A 26,241-nucleotide genomic window follows, 5' to 3' on the forward strand; every position below is an offset into this window, starting at 1 on the left:
TTTTCGTGCACCACCCCTTCACCCACGTGGTCTCCGTGCCCGTGGACACCAGTACGGCACGGGTCCACGAGGAGGGCTGGCAGTCCTGGAGCCCCAGCGGCGCCTACGCCCTCGACGCGGCCCCGTACCGTCCGACCAACGACAACTGGGCGACGGTCTGCTACCGCCCGGGTGTCACCGCCCCCGCCGGCACCTTCCAGGGAGAGGGCCTGCTGGCGCTCGACCCCGGCGACGGCACAGCGGTCCGCCTCTGGGCCGCGCCCGACCCCGTACGTGAGGTCCCGTCCATCCGCCTGGTGGTGCGGGACGGGGTCGCCGAGGTGAGCTCCGACAGCCCGGTGAAGGAGTGGACGGGCCCGGACATCCAGTCGGTGCTGGGCGACTGGGCCGCCGGCCTCGGCCTCGCGGCCCCCCGCCCGGCCCCCACCGTCTGGTGCTCCTGGTACGAGTACTTCACCTCCGTCACCGAGGACGACATCCACGAGAACATCCGTGCGATGGAGACCCTCGACCTCCCCATCGACGTCGTCCAGATCGACGACGGCTACCAGCGCGCCCTGGGCGACTGGCTCGCCCTCTCCGGCCGCTTCCGCTCCCGCGCGGGCATCGCCGACACGATCCGGGCACGGGGCCGCCGAGCGGGCATCTGGACGGCCCCCTTCCTCGTCGACCCGTCGAGCACCCTGGCCGCCGAGCACCCGGAGTGGCTGGTCAGGGACTCAGCGGGCCGGCCGCTGCACGCCGGCCACAACTGGGGCCACGACCTGTACGTCCTCGACCTGTACGTCCTCGACACCACGCATCCCGAGGCGGCGGCGTACCTGACCGAGGTCTTCACGACCCTGCGCGCCGAGGGCTACGACTACTTCAAGGTCGACTTCCTGTACGCGGGCGCGCTGGACGGCGTACGGCACGCTTCCGTGGACGCGGTGACGGCGTACCGCCAGGGCATCGAGCTGATCCGCGACGCGATCGGCCCCGACGCCTACCTCCTGGGCTGCGGCGCGCCGATCCTCCCGTCCATCGGCCTGTTCGACGCCATGCGGGTCAGCCCCGACACGGCCCCGCACCGCCGTCCCGAGGCGGACGACCACAGTCAGCCCGGCCAGGACTCCGCCGAGTTCACGGGCGCGGGCCGGCAGTGGCAGCACGGCCGACTCTGGGTGAACGACCCCGACTGCCTGATGGCCCGCCCGGCCGTGGAGACACGGGAACGCTGGGCGGCGCACGTCGAGGCGACGGGTGGCCTCATGGCCTCCAGCGACCGCCTGCTGTCGCTGGACGTCTGGGGCGTGGACACGACTCGCCGTCTGCTGGCCAAGGGCACGGAGGCCCCCGAATGAAGCGCGAACTGAAGGTCCCCGGCATCGCCTACGGCGGTGACTACAACCCCGAGCAGTGGCCCGAGGAGGTCTGGGCCGAGGACGTACGCCTCATGCGCGAGGCGGGCGTCACCATGGTCAGCGTCAACATCTTCGCGTGGGCGCTGCTGGAGCCGAGGGAGGGCGAGTACGACTTCTCCCGCCTCGACCGCATCCTGGCGCTCCTCCACGAGAACGGGATAGCCGCCGACCTGGCGACACCCACGGCGGCTCCGCCGGCCTGGTTCTTCGTCGCGCACCCGGACGCCCTGCCGGTCGACAAGGACGGCCGCACCCTCTCGTACGGCAGCCGCCAGACCTTCTGCCCGTCGAGTCCCGCCTACCGCGAGGCGGCCCTGCGGATCGCCCGCGTGCTGGGCGAGCGGTACGCGGACCACCCGGCCGTCGTCATGTGGCACATCCACAACGAGTACGGCTGCCACAACGGCGAGTGCTACTGCGACACGAGCGCGGCGGCGTTCCGGGTCTGGCTGCGGGAGAAGTACGACGACGACCTGGCGGCGCTGAACAACGCCTGGGGCACCACGTTCTGGAGCCAGTGGTACTACGACTGGGACGAGATCATCCCGCCTCGCCCGACGGGCGCGGTCCCGAACCCCACCCATCAGCTGGACTGGCGCCGCTTCAGCAGCGACGCGTTGCTGTCGCTGTGCAAGGCGGAGCGCGAGGTGCTGCTGGAGGCGGCCCCCGCCACCCCCGCCACCACCAACTTCATGGTGATGTACAACTTCGACAAGCTGGACTACTGGCGCTGGGCGCCGGAGCTGGACATCGTCTCCAACGACCACTACCTCCAGTCGACGGACCCCGAGTCCGAGATCGACATCGCGCTCAGCGGCGACCTGGTGCGGTCCTTGGCGGGCGGCAGTCCGTGGCTGCTGATGGAACACTCCACCGGCGCGGTCAACTGGCAGCCGGTCAACCGGGCCAAGACGGCCGGCGAACTGCGCCGCAACGCCCTCTCCCACGTGGCCCGGGGCGCCGACGGCATCGCCTACTTCCAGTGGCGGGCCGCCAGGGCGGGCGCCGAACAGTGGCACTCGGCGATGCTCCCGCACGCGGGCACCGACAGCCAGATCTGGCGTGACGTGGTCCGACTGGGCGCGGATCTGGGGTCGTTGGCGGAGGTGCGGGGCAGCACGGGCGTCGCCGAGGTGGCGATCGTCTGGGACTGGAGCGCCTGGTGGGCGGTGGAACTCCCGTCCCAGCCGAGCGGCGAACTCCGCTTCCAGGACCTGGTCCGCGCCTGGTACGAGCCCCTGTGGCGGGCCGGCGTGGCCGTGGACTTCGTCCGCCCCGACGCGGACCTCTCCGCGTACAAGCTGGTCCTGGCGCCGAGCCTGTACCTGGTGGACGACGAGGGAACGGCGAACCTGACGGGCTTCGCGGCGGCCGGCGGCACGCTGGCCGTCGGCTTCCACAGCGGCGCGGTGGACGAGAACTGCCATGTCCGGCTGGGCGGTTACCCCGGTGCGTTCCGCGAGGCGCTGGGCGTGCGCACGGACGAGCTGTTCCCGTTGCTGCCGGGGGAGTCGGTGGGGCTCAGTGACGGCGGTACGGCCGGACTGTGGTCGGAGCGGGTCGCCCTCGCGGGCGCGGAGGCGGTGACGTCGTACACCTCCGGCCCCCTCACCGGCGTCCCGGCGGTCACCCGCAACACCCACGGCTCGGGCACGGCCTGGTACCTGTCCACCCGCCCGGACCCGACAACTCTCACCTCCCTCCTGAACCGCATCCGCGAGGAGGCGGGCGTGGCGTCGGTGCGTACGACCCCCGCCGGGGTGGAGGCGGCCCTGCGCCGGGGCGCGGACGCGGACTACCTCTTCCTGATCAACCACGGGGAATCGTCGGCCGAGATCGAGGTCGCGGCCGACGCGTCCGAACTGCTGACGGGCAAGGGCGTTGTCGTCGGCGACGGCAGCGGTTCGGTGACGGTGGCGGCCGGGGACGTGCTGGTGGTGCGGGAACCGCGCTGACGCCGGTCGAACCGCCTTTCTCCTGTGGGCGGCAACGCCGGTTGCCGCCCACAGCAGGCACTCACACCCGCGCGGCCTCCCGCGCTCAGGCCCAGCCGTACAGGGACAGCCGGGGGCCGTCGGCGAGGTAGCCGCGGAGCGCGTCGGCGTTGCCCTCGACGAAGTCCTCGGGGAGGGAACCGGTGTCGGCCCAGCGGACCTGGGCGTGCTTGTGCGGTTCCCGGTTCTCCAGCTCGCCGGTCCACTCGTGGGTGACGAAGACGACGGTGAGGAAGCCGTCCGGTGCCTCGACGCCCCGGGCCGCGTGGATGAGGTGCACGACCTCCAGCGCCTCCGGCCGCACGGTCAGGCCGGTCTCCTCGTACAGCTCACGCACGGCGGTCTCGGTGACGGGCTCTCCCGGTTCGCTCTTCCCGACGGGGAGGTCCCACCTCCCCCGGGCGAACCTGGCGTGCTCGCCCCGCTGGAGGAGGACGACACGGCCCGCGGCCCGGTCGTGGACGATGACGGCGGCGACCAGCAGGGTCATGGGACTTGTCCCTTCGTAGACCGCTAGCATGCCGCGCATGGAGTGCTTCGCTTCCTGGCGTACTCGCCACTGAGGATCGGCCCACCGACACGTCCCGCGTGCTCGGCGGGCCAGACATGTCCTGCTCCGGATATTTCTCCCTCAGTCACCGAGAGGTCCACTCCATGCTCATTCGCGCGTTCGTCCCGGACGACGTGGCCCGACTGACCCAGCTCACCATCGACACGTTCCGGCCCTTCTTCGAGAACTCCGTCGGAACGCTGCTGGACGGACTCGTCCTCGCCACCCTGCACACCGACTGGCGTGACGACTACCGCGAACAGGTCCCCGCGCTGCACGACCCGGCCCAGCACAAGTACGTCGCGGTCGCCGAGGCCGCCGGCGTCATCGCCGGCTATGTAGCCTGGCGGGCCGACCTCACCCGTCGGCACGGCGAGATCACACTGCTCGCCGTGGACCAGGACCACCGCGGCGACCGTACGGGCACCGCCCTGTGCGAACACGCCTTCGCCGACCTGCGCGGGCGCGGCACGCGGCTCGTCGAGATCGGGACCGGCGCCGACGCCTTCCACGCCCCCGCCCGCGCCCTGTACGAGAGCCTCGGCTGCGTCCCGTTCCCGACGGTGCACTACTACCGCCAACTCTGACGACAGCCGTCCGGGGCGCGGCGCTCCCCTAATCGCGCCACGCCCCGGACCCCCGCTCCCCCGTCCCCCCGGAGGGCTCCCCCAGCCCCCGGCTCTACACCCCGACGTCCCCTACGCCGAGGTCGTCACCAGCGGCGGCAGCGCCCCCGTCTTCGCCGCCTGCGCATACCAGTACGCACTCGACTTCGGCGTACGAGCGAGGGTCGCGTAGTCGACGTACACCGCCCCGAACCGCTTGCCGTACCCGTACGCCCACTCGAAGTTGTCCATCAGGGACCACAGGTAGTACCCGCGCACATCCGCCCCCTCGGCGATCGCGCGCCGGACCGCCCGCAGGTGGCCGTGCAGGTAGGCGATGCGCTCGGGGTCGTGGACGCGACCGTCCGAGTCCATCTTGTCGTCGTACGCCGCCCCGTTCTCGGTGACGTACATCGGCAGCCCCGGCGCCTCCCGCGAGTACCGCATGATCAGCTCGTGCAGACCGGTCGGGTCGATGGTCCAGCCCATCTCCGTACGCTCGCCCGGGGTCTGGTGGAACAGGACGTCGTCCGCGCCCGGCCACGGCGAGTGGTTGCTCGCCCCGTGGCCGTCCGCACGCGGCCCGATCGCGTCGGCGTCGGCCGCGCCCACCAGCGTCGGCGTGTAGTAGTTCAACCCCAGCGCGTCCAACGGCTGGTTGGCCGCCGCCACGTCACCGTCCTGCACGAACGACCAGTCCGTCAGCGACGAGGTGGCGGCGAACAGGGTCTCCGGGTACGCCCCCTGCAGCATCGGCCCGTGGAAGACGCCGTTCGCGAGGTCGTCGATCTTCCGGGCCGCGGCCACGTCCTCGGGGGAGCTCGTGATCGGCCGTACCACCGACGAGTTGAGGCTCACGGCGATCGAGTTGCGGGCGGGCATGGCCGAGCGGAGCGCCGAGACGCCCAACCCGTGCGCCAGGTTCAGATGGTGGGCCGCGCGCAGCGACGCCACCGGGTCCGTACGGCCGGGCGCGTGCACGCCGGAGCCGTACCCGAGGAACGCGGTGCACCACGGCTCGTTGAGGGTGATCCACTGCTCGACACGGTCGCCGAGCGCCTCGCCCACGATCCGCGCGTACTCGGCGAAACGGTGGACGACGTCCCGCTCGGGCCAGCCGCCCGCGTCCTCCAGCTCCTGGGGAAGGTCCCAGTGGTAGAGGGTGACGGCCGGCTTGATGCCCTTGTCCAGCAACTCGTCGACCAGACGGCGGTAGAAGTCCAGTCCGCGCTGGATCGCGGGACCCCGGCCCGTCGGCTGCACCCGCGACCAGGAGATGGAGAAGCGGTACGAGTTGAGGCCCAGGTCCGCCATCATCGCCACGTCGTCGCGGTAGCGGTGGTAGTGGTCGACAGCGATGTCACCGGTCTCACCACCGGCGGTCTTCCCCGGGGTGTGGCTGAAGGTGTCCCAGATGGAGGGCGTACGGCCGTCCTCCCGCACCGCTCCCTCGATCTGGTAAGCGGAGGTGGCCGCGCCCCAGAGAAAGGCGGGGGGAAAGGTCACCGGGGTCACCGGGTTCACGGGTTCAGGCATGGAAGCGCTCCCATTGGGTGGTCGGGTGGACCGACGGAGGATTGGTGGGGGGAGAAAGGGAGGAGAGAAACAGGGGTCGAGGCGGCGGTGACCCGACCCCCGGAGATACCGAACGAGAAACGATCGACAATCCGGAACGAGAACCCGGAACGAGAAGCGAACGAGTATCCGGAAGAAGCGAACGAAGGTGAATCCGGGCCTCAGCCCTTCACCGCGCCCTGCATGATGCCCCCCACGATCTGCTTGCCGAAGAAGGCGAAGACCAGCAGCAACGGCAGGGTGCCCAGCAGCGCGCCCGCCATGATCAGGGACTGGTCGGGGGTGTACCCGCGGCCCAGGGCCGCGACCGCGACCTGCACGGTCGGATTGCCGGTCTGGGTCAGGACCAGGAAGGGCCACAGGAAGTCGTTCCAGGTCTGTACGAAGACCAGCATGCCGAGCACGGCCATCGCCGGCCGGGCCGCCGGGAACACCACGTGCCACACGACCCGCCAGCTGTTCGCCCCGTCGACCCGGGCGGCCTCGATGATCTCGTCCGGCAGTGCCTGGATCAGGTACTGCCGCATGAAGAACACCCCGAACGCGCTGACCAGCGACGGGAAGATGACTGCCTGCAACTGGTCGGTCCAGTCCAGCTTGGCGACCATCATGTACAGCGGGATGACGCTCAGCTGCGGCGGCACCATCATCGTGCCGATCACGATCAGCATCAGCGCGCCACGGCCCCTGAACCGCAGTTTGGCGAAGGCGAACCCGGCGATCGTCGACAGGAAGACGACGGTCGCCGCCGAAACTCCCGCGACCACCGTGGTGTTGAAGAACGCCTCGCCCAGATTGGCGTCCGTCCAGGCCAGTTCGATCTTGTCGAAGAGGCCGCCGCCGAACCAGAACGGTGGCGGCGTCTGCGCCAGCCGGTTGTTGTCGCGAGAGGCGGCGATCGCCGACCAGACCAGGGGGAAGATCGAGACGATCGTGAACAGGATGAGGATCGCGTACGCGATCGGGCCGCCGTGCAGCTGCCCGCCGGCCCGCGCGGCCTTGGGCAGGCGCGGGCGCTTGGACTTGTCCGTGGGCTTCGCGTCGGCGGGCTTCGCGTCGGTGGGCGTCACTGTAGTCGTCACGGCCGGAACTCCTTAACTACTGGCGCGCAGCCGGCGCGAGATGACGTAGTTGATGATGCCGATGACGATCAGGATCAGGAACATCGCCCAGGCGATCGCCGAGGCACGGCCCAGGTGCTGGGCGACCCAGCCCTGCTCGTACAGGTACAGGCCGAGCGTCTGGAACTGGTGTTCCGCGCCGCCGGAGGTGCCCTTGTTGGCGTCGAACAGCAGCGGCTCTCCGAAGACCTGGCTCGCCCCGATCGTCGACACCACGCACGTGAACAGGATCGTCGGACGCAGCGCGGGCACGGTCACATGGATGAACTGCTGCCAGCGGCTGGCCCCGTCCAGGGCCGCCGACTCGTACAGGTCGTGCGGGATCGCCTGCATCGCGGCGAGGTAGATCAGCGTGTTGTAACCGGTCCAGCGCCAGATGATGATCGACGACACGGCGATCTGCGAGGCCCACTTGTCGTTCTGCCAGTCGACCGGGTTGATGCCGACGGCGTCGAGCGCCCAGTTGATCATGCCGTAGTCGCGGCCGAACAGCATGACGAACACCAGCGAAGCGGCGGCGATCGAGGTCGCGTACGGCGCGAGCATCGCGACCCGGAAGAAGGTCGAGGCCCGTAGCTTGTAGTTGAGGATGTGGGCGATGCCCATCGCCATCAACAGCTGCGGAACGGTGGAGATGATGCCGATGGTCAGGGTGTTCCACGCCGCGTTCCAGAAGAACTCGTCGTCGAAGATCCGGGTGTAGTTGCGCAGCCCCACCCAGTTCATGTCGGTCGGCGCGGTCAGCTCCACCTGGTGCAGCGAGGCCCAGCCGGTGTAGAGCAAGGGGAACAGGCCGAACGCGACGAACAGCAGGAAGAACGGGGAGACGAAGGCGTACGGGCTCCAGCGCATGTCCCGCTGCCAGCGCCGGGACAGCCGGGCCCGCTTCTGCTGCGCCGCGGCGGAGGTGTCGTCACCGGGCGGGCGGCCCGGGGCCGCGCCCCCCTCCTTCAAGGGGGGCGCGGCGGTGTCGTGAGGGGTGGTCATCCGGGTCACTGATCCAGCTTGTTGTCGATGGACTTGACCGCGGAGTCCCAGGCTTCCTTCGCCGACTTGCCCTTCGTCACCAGGATGACGCCGTTGTCCGACAGGCCCTGCTGGATGATCTGGTCCTTCGGGCCGATCACCTGGACCGGGGCGGACTTGGCGGCTGCGGCGAAGACCGTGCCGATCGGCTGGTCACCGGTCATCTCGTTGACCGCGCCGGTGACTTCGGGTGAGGTGTAGGCGGCCGGGGCGCTCGGGAAGCTGCCCTGCACCTTGAACAGCTTCGCCTGCTGCTCCGGCGCGGTCAGCCAGGCCACGAACTTCTGGGCCTCCTCCACGTTCTTGCCGCTCTTGGGCACGGTCAGGAAGGAGCCGCCCCAGTTACCGCTCTTGGGCGCGGTGGCGACGGCCCACTTGCCCTTCGCCTCCGGCTTCGAGTTGTCCTTCAGCGTGCCGAGCATCCACGGCGGGCAGGAGATCGCGGCGAACTTGTTGTTGGCGATCGTCGAGTTCCAGGCGGGCTGGAACTGCGTCTGCGACTGGACCAGTCCCTTCTCGGCTGCTTCGGCGGTCAGGTCGAAGGCGGCCTTGACGGCAGGGTTCGTCTTGTAGATGACCTCGCCGGAGGAGTCGTAGAACTTCTCCTTCTCGCTGCCGATGATCCCGTTGAGCAGACCGCCGGGGGAGTCCATGAAGACGGTGCCCTTGGGCGCCTTCTTCTTGTACTGCTCGCCGACGGTGATCAGCTTGGCCCAGTCACCGGCCCACAGCGCGCCGACCTCCGCGGGGTCCGTGGGCAGGCCGGCCTCCTTGAAGAGGTCGGTGCGGTAGCAGATCGCCATCGGGCCCACGTCGGTACCGAGGCCGATCGTCTGACCGTCCTTGGTCGTGGCCTGCTCCCACTTCCAGTCGAGCCACTTGCTCTTGTCCACCCCCGAGACCTTGGAGAAGTCCGAGAGCTTGTCGGCCTGGGTGTTGACGATCTCGGCGATGTTGGCGACTTCGACTGCCTGGACGTCCAGCAGACCGCTGTTGGTCGTGAGGTGGTTCAGCAGCGGCGGGTAGTAGTTCTCGTTCCGCTGGATCACGTTGTCGGCGATCTTTATCTTGGGGTTGAGCTTCTCGTACTCGGTGTAGAGGCCGGCTTCCTTGAAGCCCATGGTGCCGAAGAGACCCAGGGTGATCGTGGTCTTGTCGCCACCGCCGCCGCCACTGCCGCCCGAAGAGGAACCGCCGCCGCCATCGCCGTCGTCGGCACAGCCGGCCAGCAGCCCGGCGCCCAGCGCGGCGACGGTCGCGACGACCACCGCCCTGCGCGTCCTGCGGGCGGTGCGGGTGCCCCCACCCGACCGGAGCCGGGAGTGCGGGAGGGTACGTGCTCGCATTGCGTCCTCCTGATGCCCTGACGTGCCGACCCCCCGGCCAACGGCTTTGTTGGGCCCGTTAGTTCATGCTGCGGCTCGGGCGGGGAACGTGCGGGTTGTGTAAGTGCCAGGTACTGTGGGAGCGCTCCCACGAGTGATGTGTTGAAGAGTCGTCGGTTCATGCGGGGGTGTCAAGGGAGCGAGCGCGGAGAGATGCCTTCGGTTATCGGGCTGTTAACTAACCCGGGCCGGCGGCCGGGCATGCCCGGAAACGGTAGGGCGGGGCGGGGTTGGGGCTCAAGTGGTCTGCGGGATCGGGGTGCCGAGGGCGCCCGGGCCGGCCCAGGCGGACGGGTTCGCGGCACCCGCCCGTCGCCGGGCCGCCGGGTTCCGGGGCGTCGGCACTGTTGGACTCGTGTAATCAGTCGTCCCGGACGGGACGACGTCGCAGGAGCCGGGCCGGTGTCACCGACGGCGCCGAAACCCGGATGAGCACTTCCCGGACGTCGTACGACGATCAGGACTGTTAGATTCCACGCCAGCGCGGTGTGAACGGGAGGCGACCATGGTGGCAGGCCACGGAGCACGGGGCCGGAGCGGTGGGCGGCCGACGTTGGAAGAGGTCGCCGCACGGGCCGGCGTGGGCCGGGGGACGGTGTCCCGGGTGATCAACGGCTCGCCCCGGGTCAGTGACGCGACCCGCGCGGCGGTCGAGGTGGCCGTCGCGGAGCTCGGCTACGTCCCGAACACGGCGGCCCGCGCACTCGCGGCGAACCGCACCGACGCGATCGCGATGGTCGTCCCCGAGCCGGAGACCCGCTTCTTCGCCGAGCCGTACTTCTCCGACATCCTCAAGGGTGTGGGCGCGCAGCTGTCCGACACGGAGATGCAGCTGCTGCTGATCTTCGCGGGCAGCGACCGGGAGCGACGCCGCCTGGCCCAGTACCTGGCCGCGCACCGTGTCGACGGAGTCCTTCTGGTCTCGGTCCACGCGGACGATCCGCTCCCCGATTTGCTGTCACAACTGGAAATCCCGGCGGTGATCAGCGGCCCGCGCTCGGAGCACGAGACGCTCCCCTCCGTCGACTCCGACAACTACGGCGGCGGTCGCTCGGCGGTGGAACACCTGATCGAGCGGGGTCGCGCCCGAATCGGCACCATCACCGGCCGCCTGGACGTCTACGGCGCCCAGCGGCGCGTCGTGGGCTACCGGGACGCCCTGGAGGACGCCGGCCGCGAGGTCGACGAGCGCCTGATCGTCCCCGGCGACTTCACGGAGGAGGGCGGCCGCCGGGCGATGACGGAACTCCTGACCCGCTGCCCCGACCTCGACGCGGTCTTCGCCGAGTCCGACGTCATGGCCGCCGGCGCCCGGCAGGTCCTCCGCGAGGCGGGCCGCCGCATACCCGACGACGTCGCCCTCGTCGGCTACGACGACTCGGCGATCGCCCGCCACATGGACCCACCCCTCACCAGCGTCCGCCAGCCCATAGTGGAAATGGGCCGCGCCATGATCGACCTCCTCCTCGACGAGATCGCGGACCGCCGCCCGGCGGTGTCCCGGGGGCTGGAGCGGCGGCAGGTAATGCTGCCCACGGAGCTGGTGACGCGGGCTTCTTCCTGAGGCCGGCCCTGTTTGCACACCGGGGCCTCGACATGGACGGCACGACCGTCATCGCCGATGGTCACCATTCGGTTGCTTTCCACGCCGTGGAACGGCCTGCGTCTGACGGAGAGGTGCGTCATCGTTTCGTGCCGCCGAATCGGAGAGATGGCGTCTGCCGCGTAACTCTGGCGCGGTGCCGGACACAAACAAGGTGACGGCATCGCGTGGGGAGGGCGGGCGTGAGCAGACCGATGGACGACCCACAGGGGTTCGAGGAGGTCTACCGGCGCACCTACCTGCCTGTACTGCGGTTCTTGCGCAGGCGCTTGCCACCGACTGCGGCGGAGGACGCGGCAGCGGAGGTGTTCCTGGTGGCTTGGCGGAACCGCCACGACGTACGTGGCAAGGAACTGCCCTGGCTGTTCGGCATCGCTCGACGGATAGCGGCCAACACCGTGCGCGCGAGAGATCGCGCCGATCGTCTGGGCGACCGCATACGTGCCCACCACGATCACGGAGCTGAACCTGCCGCTGAGGAAGCAGTCCTGCACAGGCTGGGCGCGCAACGCGTGTTGGACCGACTTCCGGCACACGAACAGGAAGTGCTGCTGCTGGTGGCTTGGGACGGACTGTCCGTGCGTGACGCGGCCAAGGTCCTGGGCTGCAGCGCCGGGGCATTCCGGGTCCGCATGCATCGGGCACGCCGAATGCTGGAAGAGGCGGTGGCCACGGACGAGGCGCAAGTACCCAAGGTGGGACTGCCGGTGGACGGGAGGGCACGGTGAAGGGAGATCTCAGGAAGGTGCGGGAGTTGATGCCGCCCGATCCGCAGGACGAGTTCGGGCGGGACGGGATAATCCCGGAACGTGGCGAGCGGGAGCTTACGGCCCTGCTGGTCGCTGATGATGCGACGACGCCTCCTCTCCCGCGAGTGGGTATGTCCCGCCGACGGGTTCTGCTGGCCGGCGGAGTAGTGGCATCGGTCACCGCGGTGGCTGCATCAGGTGAGCTGGACCGTTTGCTGGGATCCGCCGGCGGCGAGGCTCAGGCGATGACAACCCCACCGGTTCTGGACCTTCGTGAGATCGCAGGGAGGTCGTCGCGCCAAGTGCTGACCCAGTTGTCCGAGAAGGTCCGGAACCTCGCTCCGGAGGGTGTGCAGGGCCCATACCTCTACATCAAGAGCTGGGCGTGGGTACTGAACTCAGCCGGTGACGTTCCGGGTGGTGTCGCCAACGCGGCCGTACCGACAGTGACGGAGCAGTGGATCAGGACGTCCGACGCGGCGGGGCGCGAGCGCCGCAGGTACGGAAAGCCGTACTTTCCCAATCCGGATCAGGAACGGGATGCTCGCGAAGCAGGACTGATCGAGGGCCAGGGGGTTCGGGACGAGACCTACGGGCCGGGCCATTTCGCGCAGGACTCCGAGTGGGAGGCACTCCTTCCCTTCTCGACCGATCCGGATCGGCTGCTCGCGCAGTTGAAAGAGGTCAACTGGGAGGGAGGACGGTTGGTCTGGGGTGTCTCAGCGATGCTGGCGGCGGCGCAGCGAGCCTCGGGCGGCACTGTGGAACCGGAGTTGCGCGCGGCAGCGCTGCGGGTCCTCGCCGACCGGACCGACGTGGTGGTGACGAGGACGACCACATGGAAGGGCCGACAGGCCCTTGCTGTCACTCAGGAAGGCAGGCACGAGGCCGCGACTTTCCGAGACTCGCTGCTCATCGATCCAGGGACTGGTTACCCGATGGGTGGCGAGGAAGCTTTGCTCGGCGACCCACTGGCACTGAGAATCGCGGTTCCCGGGACGATATCGGTGAGCGAGATCTTGTCGCGCGGAACGGTCAAGGACACCAAAGGCCGGGTCTGAGGCGAAGCGTGCTCCCAGAGTGACAGCGAGTGACAGCGGCACCAAAACCTGAGGAATAGCAAGACCTGTGGAGCGGGGTGCTTGTCACGAATGCCACAGACCCCGGGGTTTCGGTCTGCGGGGGCGTCATCCCTTGACGTCAGGAAGGCGCGGCCTCCGGGGGATGACGCCCCGTCCGGCTCACCAGGTCTTGCCGGCCTGCTCCCGGACCGTCCGGTTGATCCGGTTGAAGAAGTTGGTCATCGCGATCTCCAGGGTGATGGCGCCCAGCTGCTCCTCGCTGAAGTGGTCGGCGGCGGCGTCCCAGATCTCGTCGGTGACGCCCGGTGCACCGTCCTGGAGCCGGGTTGCGGCCTCGGTCAGGGCGAGGGCCGCCCGCTCCTCCTCGGTGTAGAAGGGCGTCTCGCGCCACGCGACCACGTTGTGCAGCCGCTCCTCCGTCTCACCGGCCTGCTGCGCCGACTGGATCGTGGCGAAGACGCACGGGCTGCAACCGTTGATCTGGCTGACACGCAGATGGACCAGCGACAGCAGGTGCTTGTCCACGCCTCCGGCGTGAATCGCCTTGTAGAGGTGCTGGATCGCTGTGATCACGTCAGGATTGGCCGGGCTCTTCACACGTGCTTCCATCGGTCTGACTCCTTCATCGGTGGTTCATCGGTTACCTGCGCCCCTCCGGGCCCGTCATCCCCATGACGGAGCAGAACCGAGGAAGGTAACAACATGTCCGACACCAGCCCGACGGACCCGATAGCCGAGACGTTCGAGGCCCAGCGCGACCGGCTGCGCGCGGTCGCCCACCGCATGCTCGGATCGCACGCCGACGCCGAGGACGTGGTCCAAGAGGCTTGGCTGCGTCTCTCCCGCCAGGACACGGCGACCATCCACAACCTCGCCGGCTGGCTGACCACGGTGGTCGGCCGGATCAGCCTCGATGTCCTGCGATCGCGCCAGGCCCGCCCGGAGGCGTCCTACGACGACGGTCCATCCGAGTTCGTGGTCACGCTCGACGACAACCCTGCTCCCGAGGACCACGCGGTGCTCGCCGACTCGGTCGGGCTCGCGCTCCTCGTCGTCCTGGAGTCACTCGGGCCGAGCGAGCGGCTGGCGTTCGTGCTGCACGACCTGTTCGCGGTGCCGTTCGACGAGATCGGCCAGATCCTCGGCAAGTCCACCGCCGCCACCAAGATGCTCGCCAGCCGCGCCCGCAGGAAGGTGCGGACGATTGAGCGACCGACCGGCGTCGGACGGGAGCAGCGAGAGGTGGTCCAGGCCTTCCTGGCAGCGGCTCGCCGCGGCGACTTCGAGGAGTTGCTGCGGGTACTCGACCCCGAGGTGAAACTGACCGTCGACACCCCGTCGGGCGTGGTCGTCACCCTCGGCGCCACCAAGGTCGCAGCCGGCGCGCAACTGTCCGCCAGCGCAGCCACGCAGGGGCGGACGGTGCTCGTCAACGGCCTCCCGGGGATCATTTCCTGGCGCGAGGACGGCACCCCGCTCTCGGTCCTCGCGTTCACCGTCGCCGACGGCCGGATCACCGACATCACGGTCGTGATCGACCCGGCCAAACTCGCGCTGATGGACCTGCCGGATCCGGCGTGAGTCCCTACCGAGGCAGTCGCCGCCAAGCGGCCAAGGTCTATGGATCACTGACCTGTTTCAGAGGGCGGTTCGTGAGTTGATGTCTGCTTCCGTGTGAAGCTGGGCCAGGGCTGACCCGATGCGGATGGCTGCCGCCGCGCACCTACACGCCGCATTCACCGCCGAGCTGCTGATCCCGCCGTTCGGCCCGCTCCCCGACCGGACTCGCAGCCTGATCCCCGGCTATCTCCTCAACGATCCCGCAGCTCTGCAGGCGTGGCTCCGCGGCTATGGCTCTGCCTGATCGCGGCAGTCCGACCCGTGCCGGGGCGATACCGGGATCCGTGTACGGATCGCTCGCGGCAGACGTCTTGTACCGCGCAACGGTCGGGACCGGAGGTCGGGAGCCCCATTGCGGGTCACGAAAAGCACGTAAGAAAGCCGGACAGACCAGAGGCCGCCCGTGCCCGAATCCGCAGCCCAACCTCGGACCGCCAACGAACCAACTGAAGCGATCACTCCGAAATCAAGTTGGCGGATCCGGGCTCACCGTCCCGGTGAGGCCGAGCGGGATAGAATTGTTTGGCCCAACGCCGATATGCCATGATCGGGCCGTCACCATCAGCTATCCGGGGGGCTGGCTGATGTTGCTTTGTGTGCCAGATGGGACTGTCAGCACCAAGCGTGAGGCCGGTGATTGTGCTGCGAAGCCCGAAGCTGCACAGTACTCCGGACACAGTTCGGGCGACATGCCGGCCTAGCCGAGAAGGCAACCAATGTGGGGGAGATATGCGGATGCAAGCGGCGAAGCGCAATTGGATCCGCCAGGGCCCGACCACAGTGGGCATGAGCCAGGCATGCATCATGAGTCCGAGACCCTGCACGGTTACGGTCCCGGTCGCGCAACCCAGGCCGCGAAGTTCGCCATCGTAGCTGGTGGTCATGTGCCACCACGGCAGGTAAGGGATTGGCATGCGAGTCTTGAGGTGAATAGCAGCCACAGGACTCCCGGGATTCAACGGAAGCGTGAATTCTCGTACTTGGCTGTTGTGCATGACAGGAAAATGCCCTAGGTCCACAGCATTTTCGGTGATCTCCTGCGGGTGTGAGGGCAGTTCCACTGTGATATGAATTAGGCGGGAGTACCCTTTGAGGTCTGCGCTCTCGATCTCCCATTCAGGACCGTTGTCCGCTTCGCCATGGTGCCAAGCGAAGATGATGCCGTTCGTCTCTCGGATCTCCAGATGACGAACGCTCGCTTTTGGCGGCTGCTTTCCGTATCCGGATCGCACGCATGCGCCGTCGGGCCCGAAACCGAATCCATGGAACGGGCAGACCAGATCCTCTCCCTCTACCTTTCCCCCGACGCCGAGATGAGCGCCCAGGTGTGGGCAGTACGGCTCGACCGCGCGCAGCAGTCCGGCCCGGGTGCGATATAGGACGACATCTTGATCCACCAACCTGCTGGTGACCACTTTCCCTGGACGGACTTCGTCCGAGAACCCGATGCAGAACCAGCCCTTCGGACTGGGTAGCGCCGGAGGGAATGCCTCGTCGGCCGGCGTTGGGCCATGAGAGGGCACCTTGTACCATTTCGTGTCCCTGCTGCCAAACATTTCGGCTCTTCTCCAGAGTTATGCCTGCGCTAGATTAGGGATAGAAATTCCCCGGCCGTGACCGGCGCCCGCCTCCGCACACCGAGGGGTTTCTTGCTTCCATTCGCGATAGCCGGTCAGCATGGGAGCGTGTTCTACCTGCAGAGGAAGCGCCCGTCCGCGGGATCGCACGTGATGGTCTGGGAAATGAACTCTCCGCTGAAATCCCTCCCGTGATAACGAGGGGAGGTCAAGTGGTACCTGAGGCTGCCAGCCATCTCAAGTTCGAACCCGGTGAAGACTTCACGTACGGCTGTCGATGCGCCCTCGGCGATCCACTGATCACGGATCTCCGTGTACTCGCGCTCTGCCACATACACCAGGTTGACCAGCCTGTCGATTGCCTCCTGCCATTCCAGTCCCTCCCCCAGGACCATGACCGTGACGGAGTGAAGCAAAGACGGGAGATTTTGACTGTGCTGCAGGTATTCCTTATGGAACGAATACAGATCGTTGACCAGCAGGACGTGGCGGTTGGCAAGCCAGGCGAGGCGTGCACGGCGGGGGTCGTTCCATTCCTCTTCGGTCAGGTGCGCACCCATGATATGCGGTGCGCAGATAATGAAGGGCCACATCCCGGTGTCGTCATCTCGGAATGAAAGGTACTGATCCAGGGACACATCTATCACAACGGGCATGCTCGCACGGTGCTCGTTGCGGTAGATGTTGCTGTGGAAATAATCCCGGATCACAGCCAGGAATGCATCGCGCTCAGCGTCGGGCATACTGTCGCTGATCTGATCGACCAGTTGAGTGATCCCGTGCACCAGTGGTGACGAAATGCGGGATTTGGGATGGGGTGGCGTACTCCTTGACCGCATTGATTCCGCGTTCTCGGTGAGCTGTTCCCAGGGCGTCAAAGCGCTGCGCCCATCCCTGGCAACCGAGGCCTCCCAATCTCGTTCATGCGCATCGTCCAGCACCGTGACGGCGCCGGTGTATTTGCTCCACAGTTCGTATTCTTTCCGAGGGAGGCGCGGGAGCACATGGGCCACCCACAGGTACAGCCTGCACATATGCGTGTACTTCCGATAAGCGATGACACGCGAGTTGTCGGAGAACAGGGAGAGAACCCAGTCGTCCGCATTTTCTTGGAATTCTTCGTCATAGTTCTTGTTCTTTTCCCAAGGGAAGGGGCAGGTGATCGCGGGAAGGAAATAGCTGATACGGTCGGCTGGGATCATGTTCATCTGTTCCTCCTGCAAGGCGGTAGGTCAGCGCACTGATGGAGTTTCGTCAATTGTTCGCAAGTGCGTGACAGGAGCGTTGTCGGCGGTATCCGGGAACTGGGTCAGCGAAAAGTCAGCGATCAAGTTCGGCATGTGGACGGCTTCCCAAGCAACCCGCCATACGGCGCTGTGGGCCAACTGCTGGAGTGCGGGCACGGCCGGGGCCACGCGGAGTGGGCCGCGTAGCAGCGACACTCCCCGGCTGCTGTTGGGAACGGACTGGGATTCTTCATGTTGGCTCCCGGGGCTGAACCTGTTGGCCGTTTCGTCACGTGGTGCGGGTGAGTCCACATTTGCTGAGGCGGCGGGTGCGACTTCGGTACAGGAGGGGCGTGCCATCAGGCAGGGAGTCTGAGGGGGGTGGGCGCGGTGCCGCCGCAGAGGTGGGCGACGTGCGTTTTCGTGGGGCCGCGATACGGGCGGAGTGAGAGGCCTCCCGTGGCCCAAGTCCCCTGCGAGGGAAGCGGGTTCATGAGGTCCTCGCCGTGGCGATGGCGGTGAACTGCCGCAGGTCGGCGATGGCGCAGGGCGGGAAGGGCGCGGTCTTCAGCACGCGCAGGGCCTGTGCCCGGAGTGTGCCGATCATGTCCTCCACCGCGTCCCGGGCGCCGGTGGCGGTGAGCAGCTCACGGATGCGGTCGGCCCCCGCCTCGTCGAGACGGGGAGCACCGAGCAGGGAGCGCAGGACGCGCCGTTGGCTGATGTCGGCGCGCTCGAGGGCGAGGGCCACCAGGACGGTGTGCTTGCCCTCGCGCAGATCGTCCAGCGACGGCTTCCCGGTCACCTCAGGAGTCCCGAAGACGCCGAGGAGGTCATCACGCAACTGGAAAGCCTCGCCGACGGGCAAGGCATAGGCACTCAGCGCCTCGCGCACCGCAGGCGGGGCACCCGCAAGGGCAGCGCCGATGTGCAAGGGGCGCTCCACGGTGTACTTGGCGGTCTTGTACCGCACGATGCGCAGCGCCTGCTCCACATCCGCGGCGGGGCGGCCGGCGGCGGTGACGTCCAGGTACTGCCCGTACATCACCTCACTGCGCATCTCATGGATCAGCGGCCGCACCGCGTCGAGTTGGCGGGGAGTAAGACCGGCCACGTGCAGAAGCTCATCCGACCAGGCCAGTGTCAGATCACCAATGAGGATCGCGCCGCTGACTCCCACCTGCCGGGCGGCGAGGACAGTACGGCCGCCGGCGTGGTGCTCCGCGAGGCGGCGGTGGACGGTGGGGACGCCTCGGCGGCTGCCGCTGTTGTCCATGATGTCGTCGTGGATGAGGCAGAAGGCGTGGAACATCTCCAGCGACGCCGCCGTTTTGATCAGCGTCTCGGGGGTGCCGTGACCGCCGGCGGCCTCCCAGCCGCTCACGCACAGCAGAGGCCGCAACCGTTTCCCTCCGGCGGCCAGGAGATCACGCAGGCACTCGGTCACCTCGGCGGGCATCCGCAGCTTCGCGGCGGTACCGGCCTTGTGCTCCAAGAAACCGTCGAGCACGCTGGTGACCCGTCTGCGCAAGGCGGCCGCGCCCGGCAGCTCGGCAACACCCGCGATCAACTCGCCTCCCCCAGCGAGGTGGCCGGGGCTCTCCGGACGGGATACAAGGTCTCCTCGACCAGGAACGCACGGGGCTCCTCGGCGCACGCCGACACGCCCCCAGGCGTCGGAGCAAGTACCGGGCCCGGACACCAGGGCATCCTCGCTCCCCCGGTCACGACCGCGGCTCCCTGTAGAACGGTCACCGCTACGCTCCGCTCTTGAACGGCGGGCGCCCGATACGACATGTCACGCGTTGGCCTGTGGACGGGAACAGGCCCTGCACGCAGCCTGATACGCGGACATAGAGGTTTTGGCACACCTCCAGCAAAGGCGACTGCCAGCACGCTGAACAGGCGTACCCAACGAGCGCTTGGTGCACTACTGGGGCGCTCGCCGCATTTGGCGTACGCAAGCGGCTTGCCCACGGGTTGCGTTGGACGGTCTCGACATCGATGCCCAGGAGGGTGCCGTGGGCGGCAACCTGGTTCTTGAAACCCTGGTCGACGAGGGCTTTCCCGACGGTGCCGCCGGCGTGCTTGGCGACCTGGTCCAGCAGGGCGATGCCCGCGGCGTTGTCGTATGCGCTCGCGGCGAGGACAGTGACGGCGATGACCAGGCCCAGCACGTCCACGGCCAGTCCCCGCTTGCGGCCAGGCATCCGTTTCGCCGGGTCCCGGCCGGTCGTGGAGGCGGGGACCCCGGCAGCCGCGTGGACACTCTGGGTGTCCAGCGGTCGGGTCCTCTAATCGGCGGGCCTTCTCACGGACCTGGCAGCGCAGGAGTTCATGAATGACCTGGTCAGTCCCGTCGTCTCGCCACGTGGCGAAGTAGTAGTACGTCGCGCCCTCGGGCGGTAGGTCGTTGGGAAGGTAGGCCTACTGGCAGCCGGTCCGGCCCTGGTAGAGAATCGCGTTTACGATCTCCTGCATCGCGTAGGCGCCCTGATGGCCGCTGACCGAGCGGTGCCGGTCTTACACGCCGTGATCACAGGCTCGATCAACGACCACCCAAAGACTCACGAACCGCCCTCTCAGCCTGCGGGGTTTGGCGGCGTTCGACGAGGTGGCCGCGTTCGAAGCGGGCCCCGGCCCGGACGAGGGCGAGCCGAGATCGGTGACGACCGCACCCGTTTCGCCGATGCCCGCGCCCGCCATGCGCCTGGGACTTGTCGGACGCGGTGTCCCGCTCGCCCTGCACGAGGATCTCGCCGGTTTCCACCACCTCGTAAAGCGTTGGGCAGTTGCCGTTGTCCGACGTGGTTCCGATGAACCGCAGTGTCATCTGACCCTCCAACCGCACATTGCTCTGTTGCTGGAGGGCGCTGTGGTTGCGCGCAAGTGAGTCGCCGAGCGTCAGCCGGTGGATTCGCTGTCTTCGGCCGTGCTCGGGTTCGTGTGTTCCATGACGAACGACCCCTTCCCGCGCACAGTGACGATCAGGCCGCGCTGACTCAGGAGCTGAAGGGCGGATCGTGCGGTCGGGCGCGAGACGCTGAACTCGTCGCAGATGGCCGCCTCGGAGGGGACCCGGCGACGGGGCGGATATGTGCCGTCAGCGATGCGCGCGCCGAGTATGACGGCGATTTGCTCGTACAGCGGCTCAGGTCCTTCAAGGTCTACAGTCATATGTCGACCCTATTTGACCTGCGACGATGCCTATCGATATCTGGAGTCATGTGACATCACCTTACAGCACCTTACAAGTGGCGTAATCTCTGGACATGAAAAGACCCCGGCGAGGTTGTGCGACCTCCCGGGGCATGGCCACCAGCTTCAGAGGAGCTGACGACAGTGAGCATTATCCACGCGTTTCTGCGATGGGCCCTGGGCCTACTCGCCCCCGGCACCGGCAGGCGAAGGGCCGCTTCCTGCCCTGCCGTATCGCCTCCGGCCCCTCGACCGCGTACGACAGCCACGGCCCCGCAGCGGCTCCTGGCCCAGCGGTCCCCGTACGGACTCCACGGCCCGCTCGACGGCGGCGCCACCGTCATGGTCCGGCCGTACGTCGTCGAGTCCGAGCGGGAGCAGGCCTGGCAGTCTCGGCGGAGGCTCGCCCTGGTGCTCGCGGCGGACTTCGGTATCGATCTCGACGAGCATGTGATCGGCGCGAAGGCGGTGGCGTGATGAGCACCTGCGAACCTCCCCGCCGCCCCGGCCTGCTGCCGGTGAGCCTCGGCGACACCGTTCGGGACGCTGGAAGCGGGCGGATCGGCAGGGTGATGGGGTTCGTCGGCCCGTTCGTGCAACTGCGGCCGGTCGGTGGCGGCCGGGAGTGGGACGCCCGACCGGAACGGCTCAGGCCGGTGACCCGGTCCGAAGCGTTGAGCGAAGGCGTCGCCAGGAGCAACGCCCGGTCGAAGGGGGAGAGGTTGTAGCGGCGGGCCTGACGTCCGGGCGCCTGTAGCAGCACGCCCCGCCGTGGCTGGGGCGTGCTGCTGGCAACCTGACCTCCATGGAGAAGCTTGGTGGAGGGCAAAGCGCGGGCAGCCACCCGCTGTTGGGCCTGGAACGGATCGACGGCCCGGTGGCGGAGTGTCTGGCCCGGATCGGGGAGGTCTTCCGGGTCTTCGAGAAGCAGGACTCGGGGTGTGTGGCGTACGGGGTGCGATTGCCCGACCGTGATGAGCGGTGGTTCGTGAAGACCGCGGTCGAGGGGGTGGGGGCGCGGTCGCTGGAGCGGGCGTGGGCTTTTCACCGTGCCGTGCGGCACCCGGTGATCGTCCCGCAGGTGCACCGCATCGCCGTGCGGGACGGGCGGCCGGCCGTGGTCATGCCCTGGCGGGACGGGGAGGTGCTGTACCACCCCGCCGAGCGTGGCAGCGGGGACCGTACGGGCCCCGGCAGTCCGATGGCGCGCTTCCGGGCCCTGCCCCTCGCCCGGGTCGAAGCGGCCTTCGCCCGTGTCCTCGACGCCCACCTCGCCGTAGAGGCGGCCGGACACGTCGCCGTGGATCTCTACGACGGTGCCCTGCTGTACGACTTCGCGGCGCACGAGATGTATTTGGTCGACCTCGACGAGTACCGGCCCGGCCCCTTCGTGCTGGACGCCGAGCGGCTGCCGGGCTCCACCCGTTTCATGGCGCCGGAGGAGTTCGAGCGAGGTTCCACGATCGACCTGCGCACCACGGTCCACGTACTGGGCCGCACCGCACCGCACGGCTGTTGCTGGACGCGGGGGACGAGGAGCGTGCCTGGCGGGGTACTGCGGCCCAACTGGCCGTACTGGAGCGGGCCACGCATCCCGATCCCGGTGAACGCTTCGCGAGCGTACGGGAGTTCGCGGACGCGTGGCTGAGGGCCGCGGGGTGCTGAGGCCGACCGTCATCCAGCCGTGCCACGATGCCCCTTTGCGTTGCACACCGATCCCAGGGGGGACCATGCGCACCCGCGCCACCGTCGTACTCGCCGCCACGCTCCTCGCGCTCACCGCGTGCACGTCCGACGACGAGCCCGGCAGCGCCGACGACAAGCCGTCCGCGAGTGCCGAGCCGTCCGTCGGGGCGTGGCAGCCGAGCGCCACCCCCAGCCCGGCCGACACCGCGGGCCTCGAAGCGGCCGTCCGCGAGTACACCGCGGCGTACTTCGCGAACAAGCCCGACACCACCCACGGCATGCTGTCCGCGCGCTGCAAGAAGCGGATCACCCTCGCGGGCATGGCCGCGCTGACCGAACGGGCCGTCGGGGACTACGGCCCGCAGGATGTGAAGCGGTTCGAGGTCGACGAGATGTCCGGTGATGTGGCGCGCGTCTCGTACGGCGTCGGCATGCCCAAGTTCGACCAGAAGCAGGAGCCGTGGACCCGAGAGGCCGGCGTCTGGCGCTACGACGACTGCTGAGTCGCACCTCGCCTCCCGATGGCACACGAACAAGCCCCGACCTGGTTCCCAGGTCGGGGCTTGTTCGATCAGGGTGAGTGACGGGACTCGAACCCGCGGCATCCTGGACCACAACCAGGTGCTCTACCAGCTGAGCTACACCCACCATGACCGGCGGTTCATCCGAAGGTTTACCGACCGGCCGAGAAAAAGTGTACAGGGTCTGAAGGGGTGCCCGCGCACGCGTTTCGGTGGAGGGTGTTCGGGGGCCCGGACGGGCCCCTGAACGGGGCTACAGCGCGGGCAGGACGTGCTTCGCGGCGATCGTGCGGGCCGTGTCCGAGTCGGGGCCGGGGTGCGGGACGAAGATCGCCTCGCGGTAGTAGCGCAGCTCGGCGATGGATTCGCGGATGTCGGCGAGAGCGCGGTGGTTGCCGTTCTTCTGGGGGCTGTTGAAGTACGCCCTCGGGTACCAGCGGCGGGCCAGCTCCTTGACCGAGGAGACATCCACGATGCGGTAGTGGAGGTAGTCCTCCAGCGTGGGCATGTCCCGGAGCAGGAAGCCGCGGTCGGTGCCCACCGAGTTGCCGCACAGGGGGGCCTTGCCCGGTTCCTTCACGTGCTCCCGTACGTATGCCAGGACCTGCGCCTCGGCGTCCGCCAGCGTCGTGCCGCCGGGCAGCGCGTCGAGCAGGCCGGACGCGGTGTGCATCGCGCGCACCACCTCCGGCATGGTCTCCAGTGCCGAGTCCGGCGGGCGGACGACGATGTCGACACCTTCGCCGAGCACGTTGAGCTCGGAGTCGGTGACGAGGGCGGCCACCTCGATGAGCGCGTCGTCGGACAGCGAGAGGCCGGTCATCTCGCAGTCGATCCACACCATGCGATCGTTCATGTGTCTCACCTTACGGCCCGTGACAGCCGTACGGCCCAGCCCTGCACCAGGGTGATCAGGTGCGGGACCGGGCCGTACGGGCCGGTTGGTGCTACGGCGCGCTGCGCTGGCCCGGCAGGCGGCCCGTCGCGTACAGCTCGGGCTTGGCGCCCTCCGTGGAGAGGGACGCCGACGGCGCCAGGGCGCTCGCCGCGGCCGTGCGCCGGGCCTGGAGCGGCACCGGGGCGTGCTCCGGCGACACCGGGGAGGGCCCCGGGACGCCGTGCGGGCCGTCGTGGTGGTGATCGCTGTGCTTCTCACCCTGCGGACGCCGGGCCCGGTACGCCGCCCGGTACGCCGCCGGGGACGAGCCCAGCTGTCGCCGGAAGTGCCCGCGCAGCGCCACCGGCGAACGGAAGCCGCAACGCCCCGCGACCTCGTCCACCGAGTAGTCCGATGTCTCCAGGAGGCGCTGCGCCTGCAGTACGCGCTGGGTGATCAGCCACTGCAGGGGAGCGCTCCCGGTGAGCGAGCGGAACCGGCGGTCGAACGTACGACGGCTCATGTACGCCCGTGCCGCGAGCGTCTCCACGTCGAACTGCTCGTGGAGGTGCTCCAGTGCCCAGGCGACGACCTCGGCGAGCGGGTCGGCGCCGATCTCCTCTGGTAAAGATCGATCGAGGTAGCGCTCCTGGCCGCCCGATCGACGCGGTGGGACGACGAGACGACGGGCCAGCGCGCCGGCCGCCTCGTTCCCGTGGTCGGTCCGCACGATGTGCAGACATAGATCGATTCCGGCCGCGGTGCCGGCCGACGTCAGTACGTCGCCGTCGTCCACGAAGAGTTCTCGTGGGTCGACGTGTACGGACGGATAGCGCTTGGCCAGCGTCGGCGCGTACATCCAGTGTGTCGTCGCGGGCCTGCCGTCCAGCAGGCCGGCGGCGGCCAGCACGAAGGCGCCGGTGCACAGCCCGACTATGCGGGCCCCCTCTTCGTGCGCTCGGCGCAGTGCGTCGAGCGCATCCTCCGGCGGCGGTGAGGTGATCGAACGCCATGCGGGCACGACCACCGTGCCCGCCCGCGAGATCGCCTCAAGGCCGTTCGGTGCGGTGAGTTCCAGGCCCCCCGTGGTCCGCAGCGGGCCGTCCTCGCCCGCGCACACCAGCAGGCGGTAGCGCGGTACGCCGGCGTCCTGGCGGTCGATCCCGAACACCGACAGTGGTATGGAACTCTCGAAGATGGGGCCGCCGCTGAACAGCAGCACCGCGACGATCTCCTTGCGGCGTCGCCCGGACAGCTTCCGGGCCGCGGCTTCCGGCGCGGCGGTGGAGTCGTGGCTCATACTGCTAAGCCCCCCTCGGTGGTCGCGGCTCCTCGGTTGTGTCGCTCCTGCACGTTTCCCCTTGGTCCTGCACGAGTCCCCCGCCGTAAGACAGTCATGATCGAATCTACTGTGTCCCATGGTGCCGGCGTGACCAGTTCGCCACCCGGTGCATTGTCGACATGGCAACTTGGCGTGAAGCATTCGATCACGAAGCGTTGCACTCGTGGGCCGTGCAGGGAAGTACGCCTCGTCCCAGTGGCCGGTCCACGTAGGGTGCGCGCGGCCCCTTGGCCCCTTTCAGTGCAGGTCGAACGGGGGGTGGAGGGGTGTTCGACCAAGGGATGCGCAGGTAACCGAAGTTGGCTGAAAAGATACGGGGGTGTGCGCGGAAACCGGTCAGTCGACCGGCGTACTCGGACCGGAGTTCCGTCCGCCCCTGTGCGCCCCGGAAGGGGAGCGTCCCCTTCGGCCGCGCTGGGGGGTGCGATCTTCGGCCATCGAACGGGCGGGCGCCCTGGGGGTCGCTGTCGCGCGGTTGGTCCTCGCGCGCGGGGCTGTCGCGCGCGTGGCCGTCGTGCGTGCCGCACGGGCCGCTCCGCGTTCCGACTGGCGGAGGAGGACGCGGCAGGCGCCGGTGACCGCGGCGAGGCCGAGGGCCGTGCCCGTCGCGCCGGCGAGGGAGGTGCCGTACCAGACGAGGACGACCGGGACCAGGACGCAGCTGAAAGCCGCCCAGCGGACCACGTCCGTGGCGGTGTCGATCGGGTGGGCCGAGGACTGGAGGGCGCTTTCGGGGGTGCTTGGAGGGGCTGGGGGGAGTGCGTCCGCTTCGGGGGCGGACTGGGGCGCGGTGCGGTGCGCGGACACTGCGGGCTCCCTCCTGGCTCCCTCGGGTTCGGCTTACCGGAGTTCAACGCGTGTTCGACCTGTCGGTCACTGGTGCCGTCGGATCGGGTTGCCATCGGGTTGTCATCGGGGTGTTCTCGCTCGCCCGTGCTTCCGCGGCGTCTGTATTCCTGTGTAAACCGGCTGTACGTGGCAGCAACCATTGCGTTACGGGGCGGTGCTCGTGCATGCTCCCTGGAACCCCGCGCAGCCGGTGCGGGAACTGGGCGGAGGAGGCGTGCGGTCGTACCCTTGGGGGTATGGGGTGGGGAAGAT

26 protein-coding genes, 1 tRNA gene and 1 pseudogene are annotated in these 26,241 nt (G+C 68.5%); 13 read left to right on the forward strand and 15 right to left on the reverse strand.

Translation table 11 applies throughout. The features are described 5' to 3' along the window. The first annotated feature begins 5 nt into the window (after window positions 1–5). The gene (locus tag OG622_RS31750; protein ID WP_371580043.1) at window positions 6–1,343 is read left to right on the forward strand and encodes a glycoside hydrolase family 36 protein; all 1,338 of its coding nucleotides are present in this window, start codon (window positions 6–8) and stop codon (window positions 1,341–1,343) included. Continuing rightward, window positions 1,340–3,358 (forward strand): beta-galactosidase, encoded by a 2,019-nt coding sequence (locus OG622_RS31755; RefSeq protein WP_371580044.1) that lies wholly within the window; start codon window positions 1,340–1,342, stop codon window positions 3,356–3,358. Before OG622_RS31750 ends, OG622_RS31755 begins: the two co-directional genes overlap by 4 nt. An 85-nt stretch (window positions 3,359–3,443) precedes the next feature. Here the strand turns inward: OG622_RS31755 and OG622_RS31760 are convergent, their stop codons facing one another. After that, the gene (locus OG622_RS31760; RefSeq protein ID WP_371580045.1) at window positions 3,444–3,887 is read right to left on the reverse strand and encodes an NUDIX domain-containing protein; all 444 of its coding nucleotides are present in this window, start codon (window positions 3,885–3,887) and stop codon (window positions 3,444–3,446) included. Window positions 3,888–4,051: 164 nt separating this feature from the next. Here OG622_RS31760 and OG622_RS31765 point away from each other — a divergent pair, with 164 nt between their 5' ends. Next, window positions 4,052–4,534, forward strand: a complete 483-nt coding sequence (locus tag OG622_RS31765; protein WP_371580046.1) for an N-acetyltransferase family protein — start codon at window positions 4,052–4,054, stop codon at window positions 4,532–4,534. 111 nt (window positions 4,535–4,645) lie between these two features. On the opposite strand, the gene OG622_RS31770 is transcribed toward OG622_RS31765, so the two are convergent. From OG622_RS31770 to OG622_RS31785, 4 genes are all read right to left on the reverse strand, one after another. Beyond that, a complete protein-coding gene (locus tag OG622_RS31770; RefSeq protein ID WP_371580047.1) occupies window positions 4,646–6,088 on the reverse strand; it encodes a GH1 family beta-glucosidase in 1,443 nt (480 codons plus the stop codon). 200 nt (window positions 6,089–6,288) lie between these two features. Beyond that, on the reverse strand, window positions 6,289–7,209 hold the full coding sequence (locus tag OG622_RS31775) for a carbohydrate ABC transporter permease (RefSeq protein ID WP_371580048.1): 921 nt from the start codon (window positions 7,207–7,209) through the stop codon (window positions 6,289–6,291). 12 nt (window positions 7,210–7,221) lie between these two features. Further along, complete coding sequence (locus OG622_RS31780; protein WP_371580049.1) at window positions 7,222–8,235, reverse strand: carbohydrate ABC transporter permease; 1,014 nt, start codon at window positions 8,233–8,235, stop codon at window positions 7,222–7,224. A gap of 5 nt (window positions 8,236–8,240) precedes the next feature. Beyond that, complete coding sequence (locus OG622_RS31785) at window positions 8,241–9,620, reverse strand: extracellular solute-binding protein (protein WP_371580050.1); 1,380 nt, start codon at window positions 9,618–9,620, stop codon at window positions 8,241–8,243. 547 nt (window positions 9,621–10,167) lie between these two features. Between OG622_RS31785 and OG622_RS31790 the strand changes: the two genes are divergently transcribed. The 3 genes from OG622_RS31790 to OG622_RS31800 all read left to right on the forward strand — a co-directional run bounded on the left by OG622_RS31790 (window position 10,168) and on the right by OG622_RS31800 (window position 13,072). Then, window positions 10,168–11,223, forward strand: coding sequence for a LacI family DNA-binding transcriptional regulator (locus OG622_RS31790; RefSeq protein ID WP_371584286.1), 1,056 nt, complete (start codon window positions 10,168–10,170; stop codon window positions 11,221–11,223). 233 nt (window positions 11,224–11,456) lie between these two features. Further along, window positions 11,457–11,990, forward strand: a complete 534-nt coding sequence (locus tag OG622_RS31795) for an RNA polymerase sigma factor (RefSeq protein ID WP_371580051.1) — start codon at window positions 11,457–11,459, stop codon at window positions 11,988–11,990. Continuing rightward, on the forward strand, window positions 11,987–13,072 hold the full coding sequence (locus OG622_RS31800) for a hypothetical protein (protein ID WP_371580052.1): 1,086 nt from the start codon (window positions 11,987–11,989) through the stop codon (window positions 13,070–13,072). The genes OG622_RS31795 and OG622_RS31800 overlap by 4 nt, the downstream gene beginning before the upstream one ends. 180 nt (window positions 13,073–13,252) lie before the next feature. Here OG622_RS31800 and OG622_RS31805 read toward each other — a convergent pair whose 3' ends face one another. Beyond that, window positions 13,253–13,702, reverse strand: a complete 450-nt coding sequence (locus tag OG622_RS31805; protein ID WP_371580053.1) for a carboxymuconolactone decarboxylase family protein — start codon at window positions 13,700–13,702, stop codon at window positions 13,253–13,255. A gap of 93 nt (window positions 13,703–13,795) precedes the next feature. On the opposite strand from OG622_RS31805, the gene OG622_RS31810 reads away from it, so the two are divergent. Both OG622_RS31810 and OG622_RS31815 read left to right on the forward strand, forming a co-directional pair. After that, window positions 13,796–14,674, forward strand: a complete 879-nt coding sequence (locus OG622_RS31810) for a sigma-70 family RNA polymerase sigma factor (protein WP_371580054.1) — start codon at window positions 13,796–13,798, stop codon at window positions 14,672–14,674. Between the two features lie 124 nt (window positions 14,675–14,798). Then, the gene (locus OG622_RS31815; RefSeq protein WP_371580055.1) at window positions 14,799–14,957 is read left to right on the forward strand and encodes a hypothetical protein; all 159 of its coding nucleotides are present in this window, start codon (window positions 14,799–14,801) and stop codon (window positions 14,955–14,957) included. A gap of 211 nt (window positions 14,958–15,168) precedes the next feature. On the opposite strand, the gene OG622_RS31820 is transcribed toward OG622_RS31815, so the two are convergent. From OG622_RS31820 to OG622_RS31835, 4 genes and pseudogenes are all read right to left on the reverse strand, one after another. Further along, complete coding sequence (locus tag OG622_RS31820; protein ID WP_371580056.1) at window positions 15,169–16,269, reverse strand: Rieske 2Fe-2S domain-containing protein; 1,101 nt, start codon at window positions 16,267–16,269, stop codon at window positions 15,169–15,171. Window positions 16,270–16,403: 134 nt separating this feature from the next. Further along, window positions 16,404–17,498 carry a hypothetical protein gene (locus OG622_RS31825; protein ID WP_371580057.1) on the reverse strand — a complete coding sequence of 365 codons (1,095 nt, stop codon included), beginning with the start codon at window positions 17,496–17,498 and terminating at the stop codon, window positions 16,404–16,406. A gap of 508 nt (window positions 17,499–18,006) precedes the next feature. Next, window positions 18,007–19,086, reverse strand: a complete 1,080-nt coding sequence (locus OG622_RS31830; protein WP_371580058.1) for a polyprenyl synthetase family protein — start codon at window positions 19,084–19,086, stop codon at window positions 18,007–18,009. Between the two features lie 406 nt (window positions 19,087–19,492). Next, window positions 19,493–20,068: pseudogene (locus OG622_RS31835) on the reverse strand (transposase); the annotation flags it as partial. A 44-nt stretch (window positions 20,069–20,112) separates the two neighbouring features. Between OG622_RS31835 and OG622_RS31840 the strand changes: the two are divergent. Further along, on the forward strand, window positions 20,113–20,409 hold the full coding sequence (locus OG622_RS31840) for a hypothetical protein (RefSeq protein WP_371584477.1): 297 nt from the start codon (window positions 20,113–20,115) through the stop codon (window positions 20,407–20,409). Window positions 20,410–20,420: 11 nt separating this feature from the next. Here the strand turns inward: OG622_RS31840 and OG622_RS31845 are convergent, their stop codons facing one another. Next, window positions 20,421–20,693 carry a GntR family transcriptional regulator gene (locus OG622_RS31845; RefSeq protein WP_371580059.1) on the reverse strand — a complete coding sequence of 91 codons (273 nt, stop codon included), beginning with the start codon at window positions 20,691–20,693 and terminating at the stop codon, window positions 20,421–20,423. 165 nt (window positions 20,694–20,858) lie between these two features. On the opposite strand from OG622_RS31845, the gene OG622_RS31850 reads away from it, so the two are divergent. The 4 genes from OG622_RS31850 to OG622_RS31865 all read left to right on the forward strand — a co-directional run bounded on the left by OG622_RS31850 (window position 20,859) and on the right by OG622_RS31865 (window position 22,903). Beyond that, entirely contained in the window at window positions 20,859–21,191 is a 333-nt protein-coding gene (locus OG622_RS31850; RefSeq protein WP_371580060.1) for a hypothetical protein, read from the forward strand. Next, window positions 21,191–21,442, forward strand: coding sequence for a hypothetical protein (locus OG622_RS31855; RefSeq protein WP_371580061.1), 252 nt, complete (start codon window positions 21,191–21,193; stop codon window positions 21,440–21,442). Before OG622_RS31850 ends, OG622_RS31855 begins: the two co-directional genes overlap by 1 nt. A gap of 77 nt (window positions 21,443–21,519) precedes the next feature. Further along, window positions 21,520–22,362, forward strand: a complete 843-nt coding sequence (locus tag OG622_RS31860) for a serine/threonine protein kinase (RefSeq protein WP_371580062.1) — start codon at window positions 21,520–21,522, stop codon at window positions 22,360–22,362. A gap of 82 nt (window positions 22,363–22,444) precedes the next feature. After that, entirely contained in the window at window positions 22,445–22,903 is a 459-nt protein-coding gene (locus OG622_RS31865; protein WP_371580063.1) for a hypothetical protein, read from the forward strand. Window positions 22,904–22,975: 72 nt separating this feature from the next. Here OG622_RS31865 and OG622_RS31870 read toward each other — a convergent pair. From OG622_RS31870 to OG622_RS31885, 4 genes are all read right to left on the reverse strand, one after another. Beyond that, a tRNA-His gene (locus OG622_RS31870) sits at window positions 22,976–23,048 on the reverse strand. A gap of 126 nt (window positions 23,049–23,174) precedes the next feature. Next, window positions 23,175–23,777: an oligoribonuclease gene (gene orn, locus OG622_RS31875; RefSeq protein ID WP_046704821.1), complete on the reverse strand. Its 603-nt coding sequence runs from the start codon at window positions 23,775–23,777 to the stop codon at window positions 23,175–23,177. A gap of 91 nt (window positions 23,778–23,868) precedes the next feature. Further along, window positions 23,869–25,098: a helix-turn-helix domain-containing protein gene (locus tag OG622_RS31880; RefSeq protein WP_371580064.1), complete on the reverse strand. Its 1,230-nt coding sequence runs from the start codon at window positions 25,096–25,098 to the stop codon at window positions 23,869–23,871. Window positions 25,099–25,476: 378 nt separating this feature from the next. After that, entirely contained in the window at window positions 25,477–25,947 is a 471-nt protein-coding gene (locus OG622_RS31885) for a hypothetical protein (protein WP_371580065.1), read from the reverse strand. Between the last annotated feature and the right edge of the window lie 294 nt (window positions 25,948–26,241).

This window comes from Streptomyces sp. NBC_01314, from assembly GCF_041435215.1.
Classification (GTDB): Bacteria; Actinomycetota; Actinomycetes; order Streptomycetales; family Streptomycetaceae; genus Streptomyces.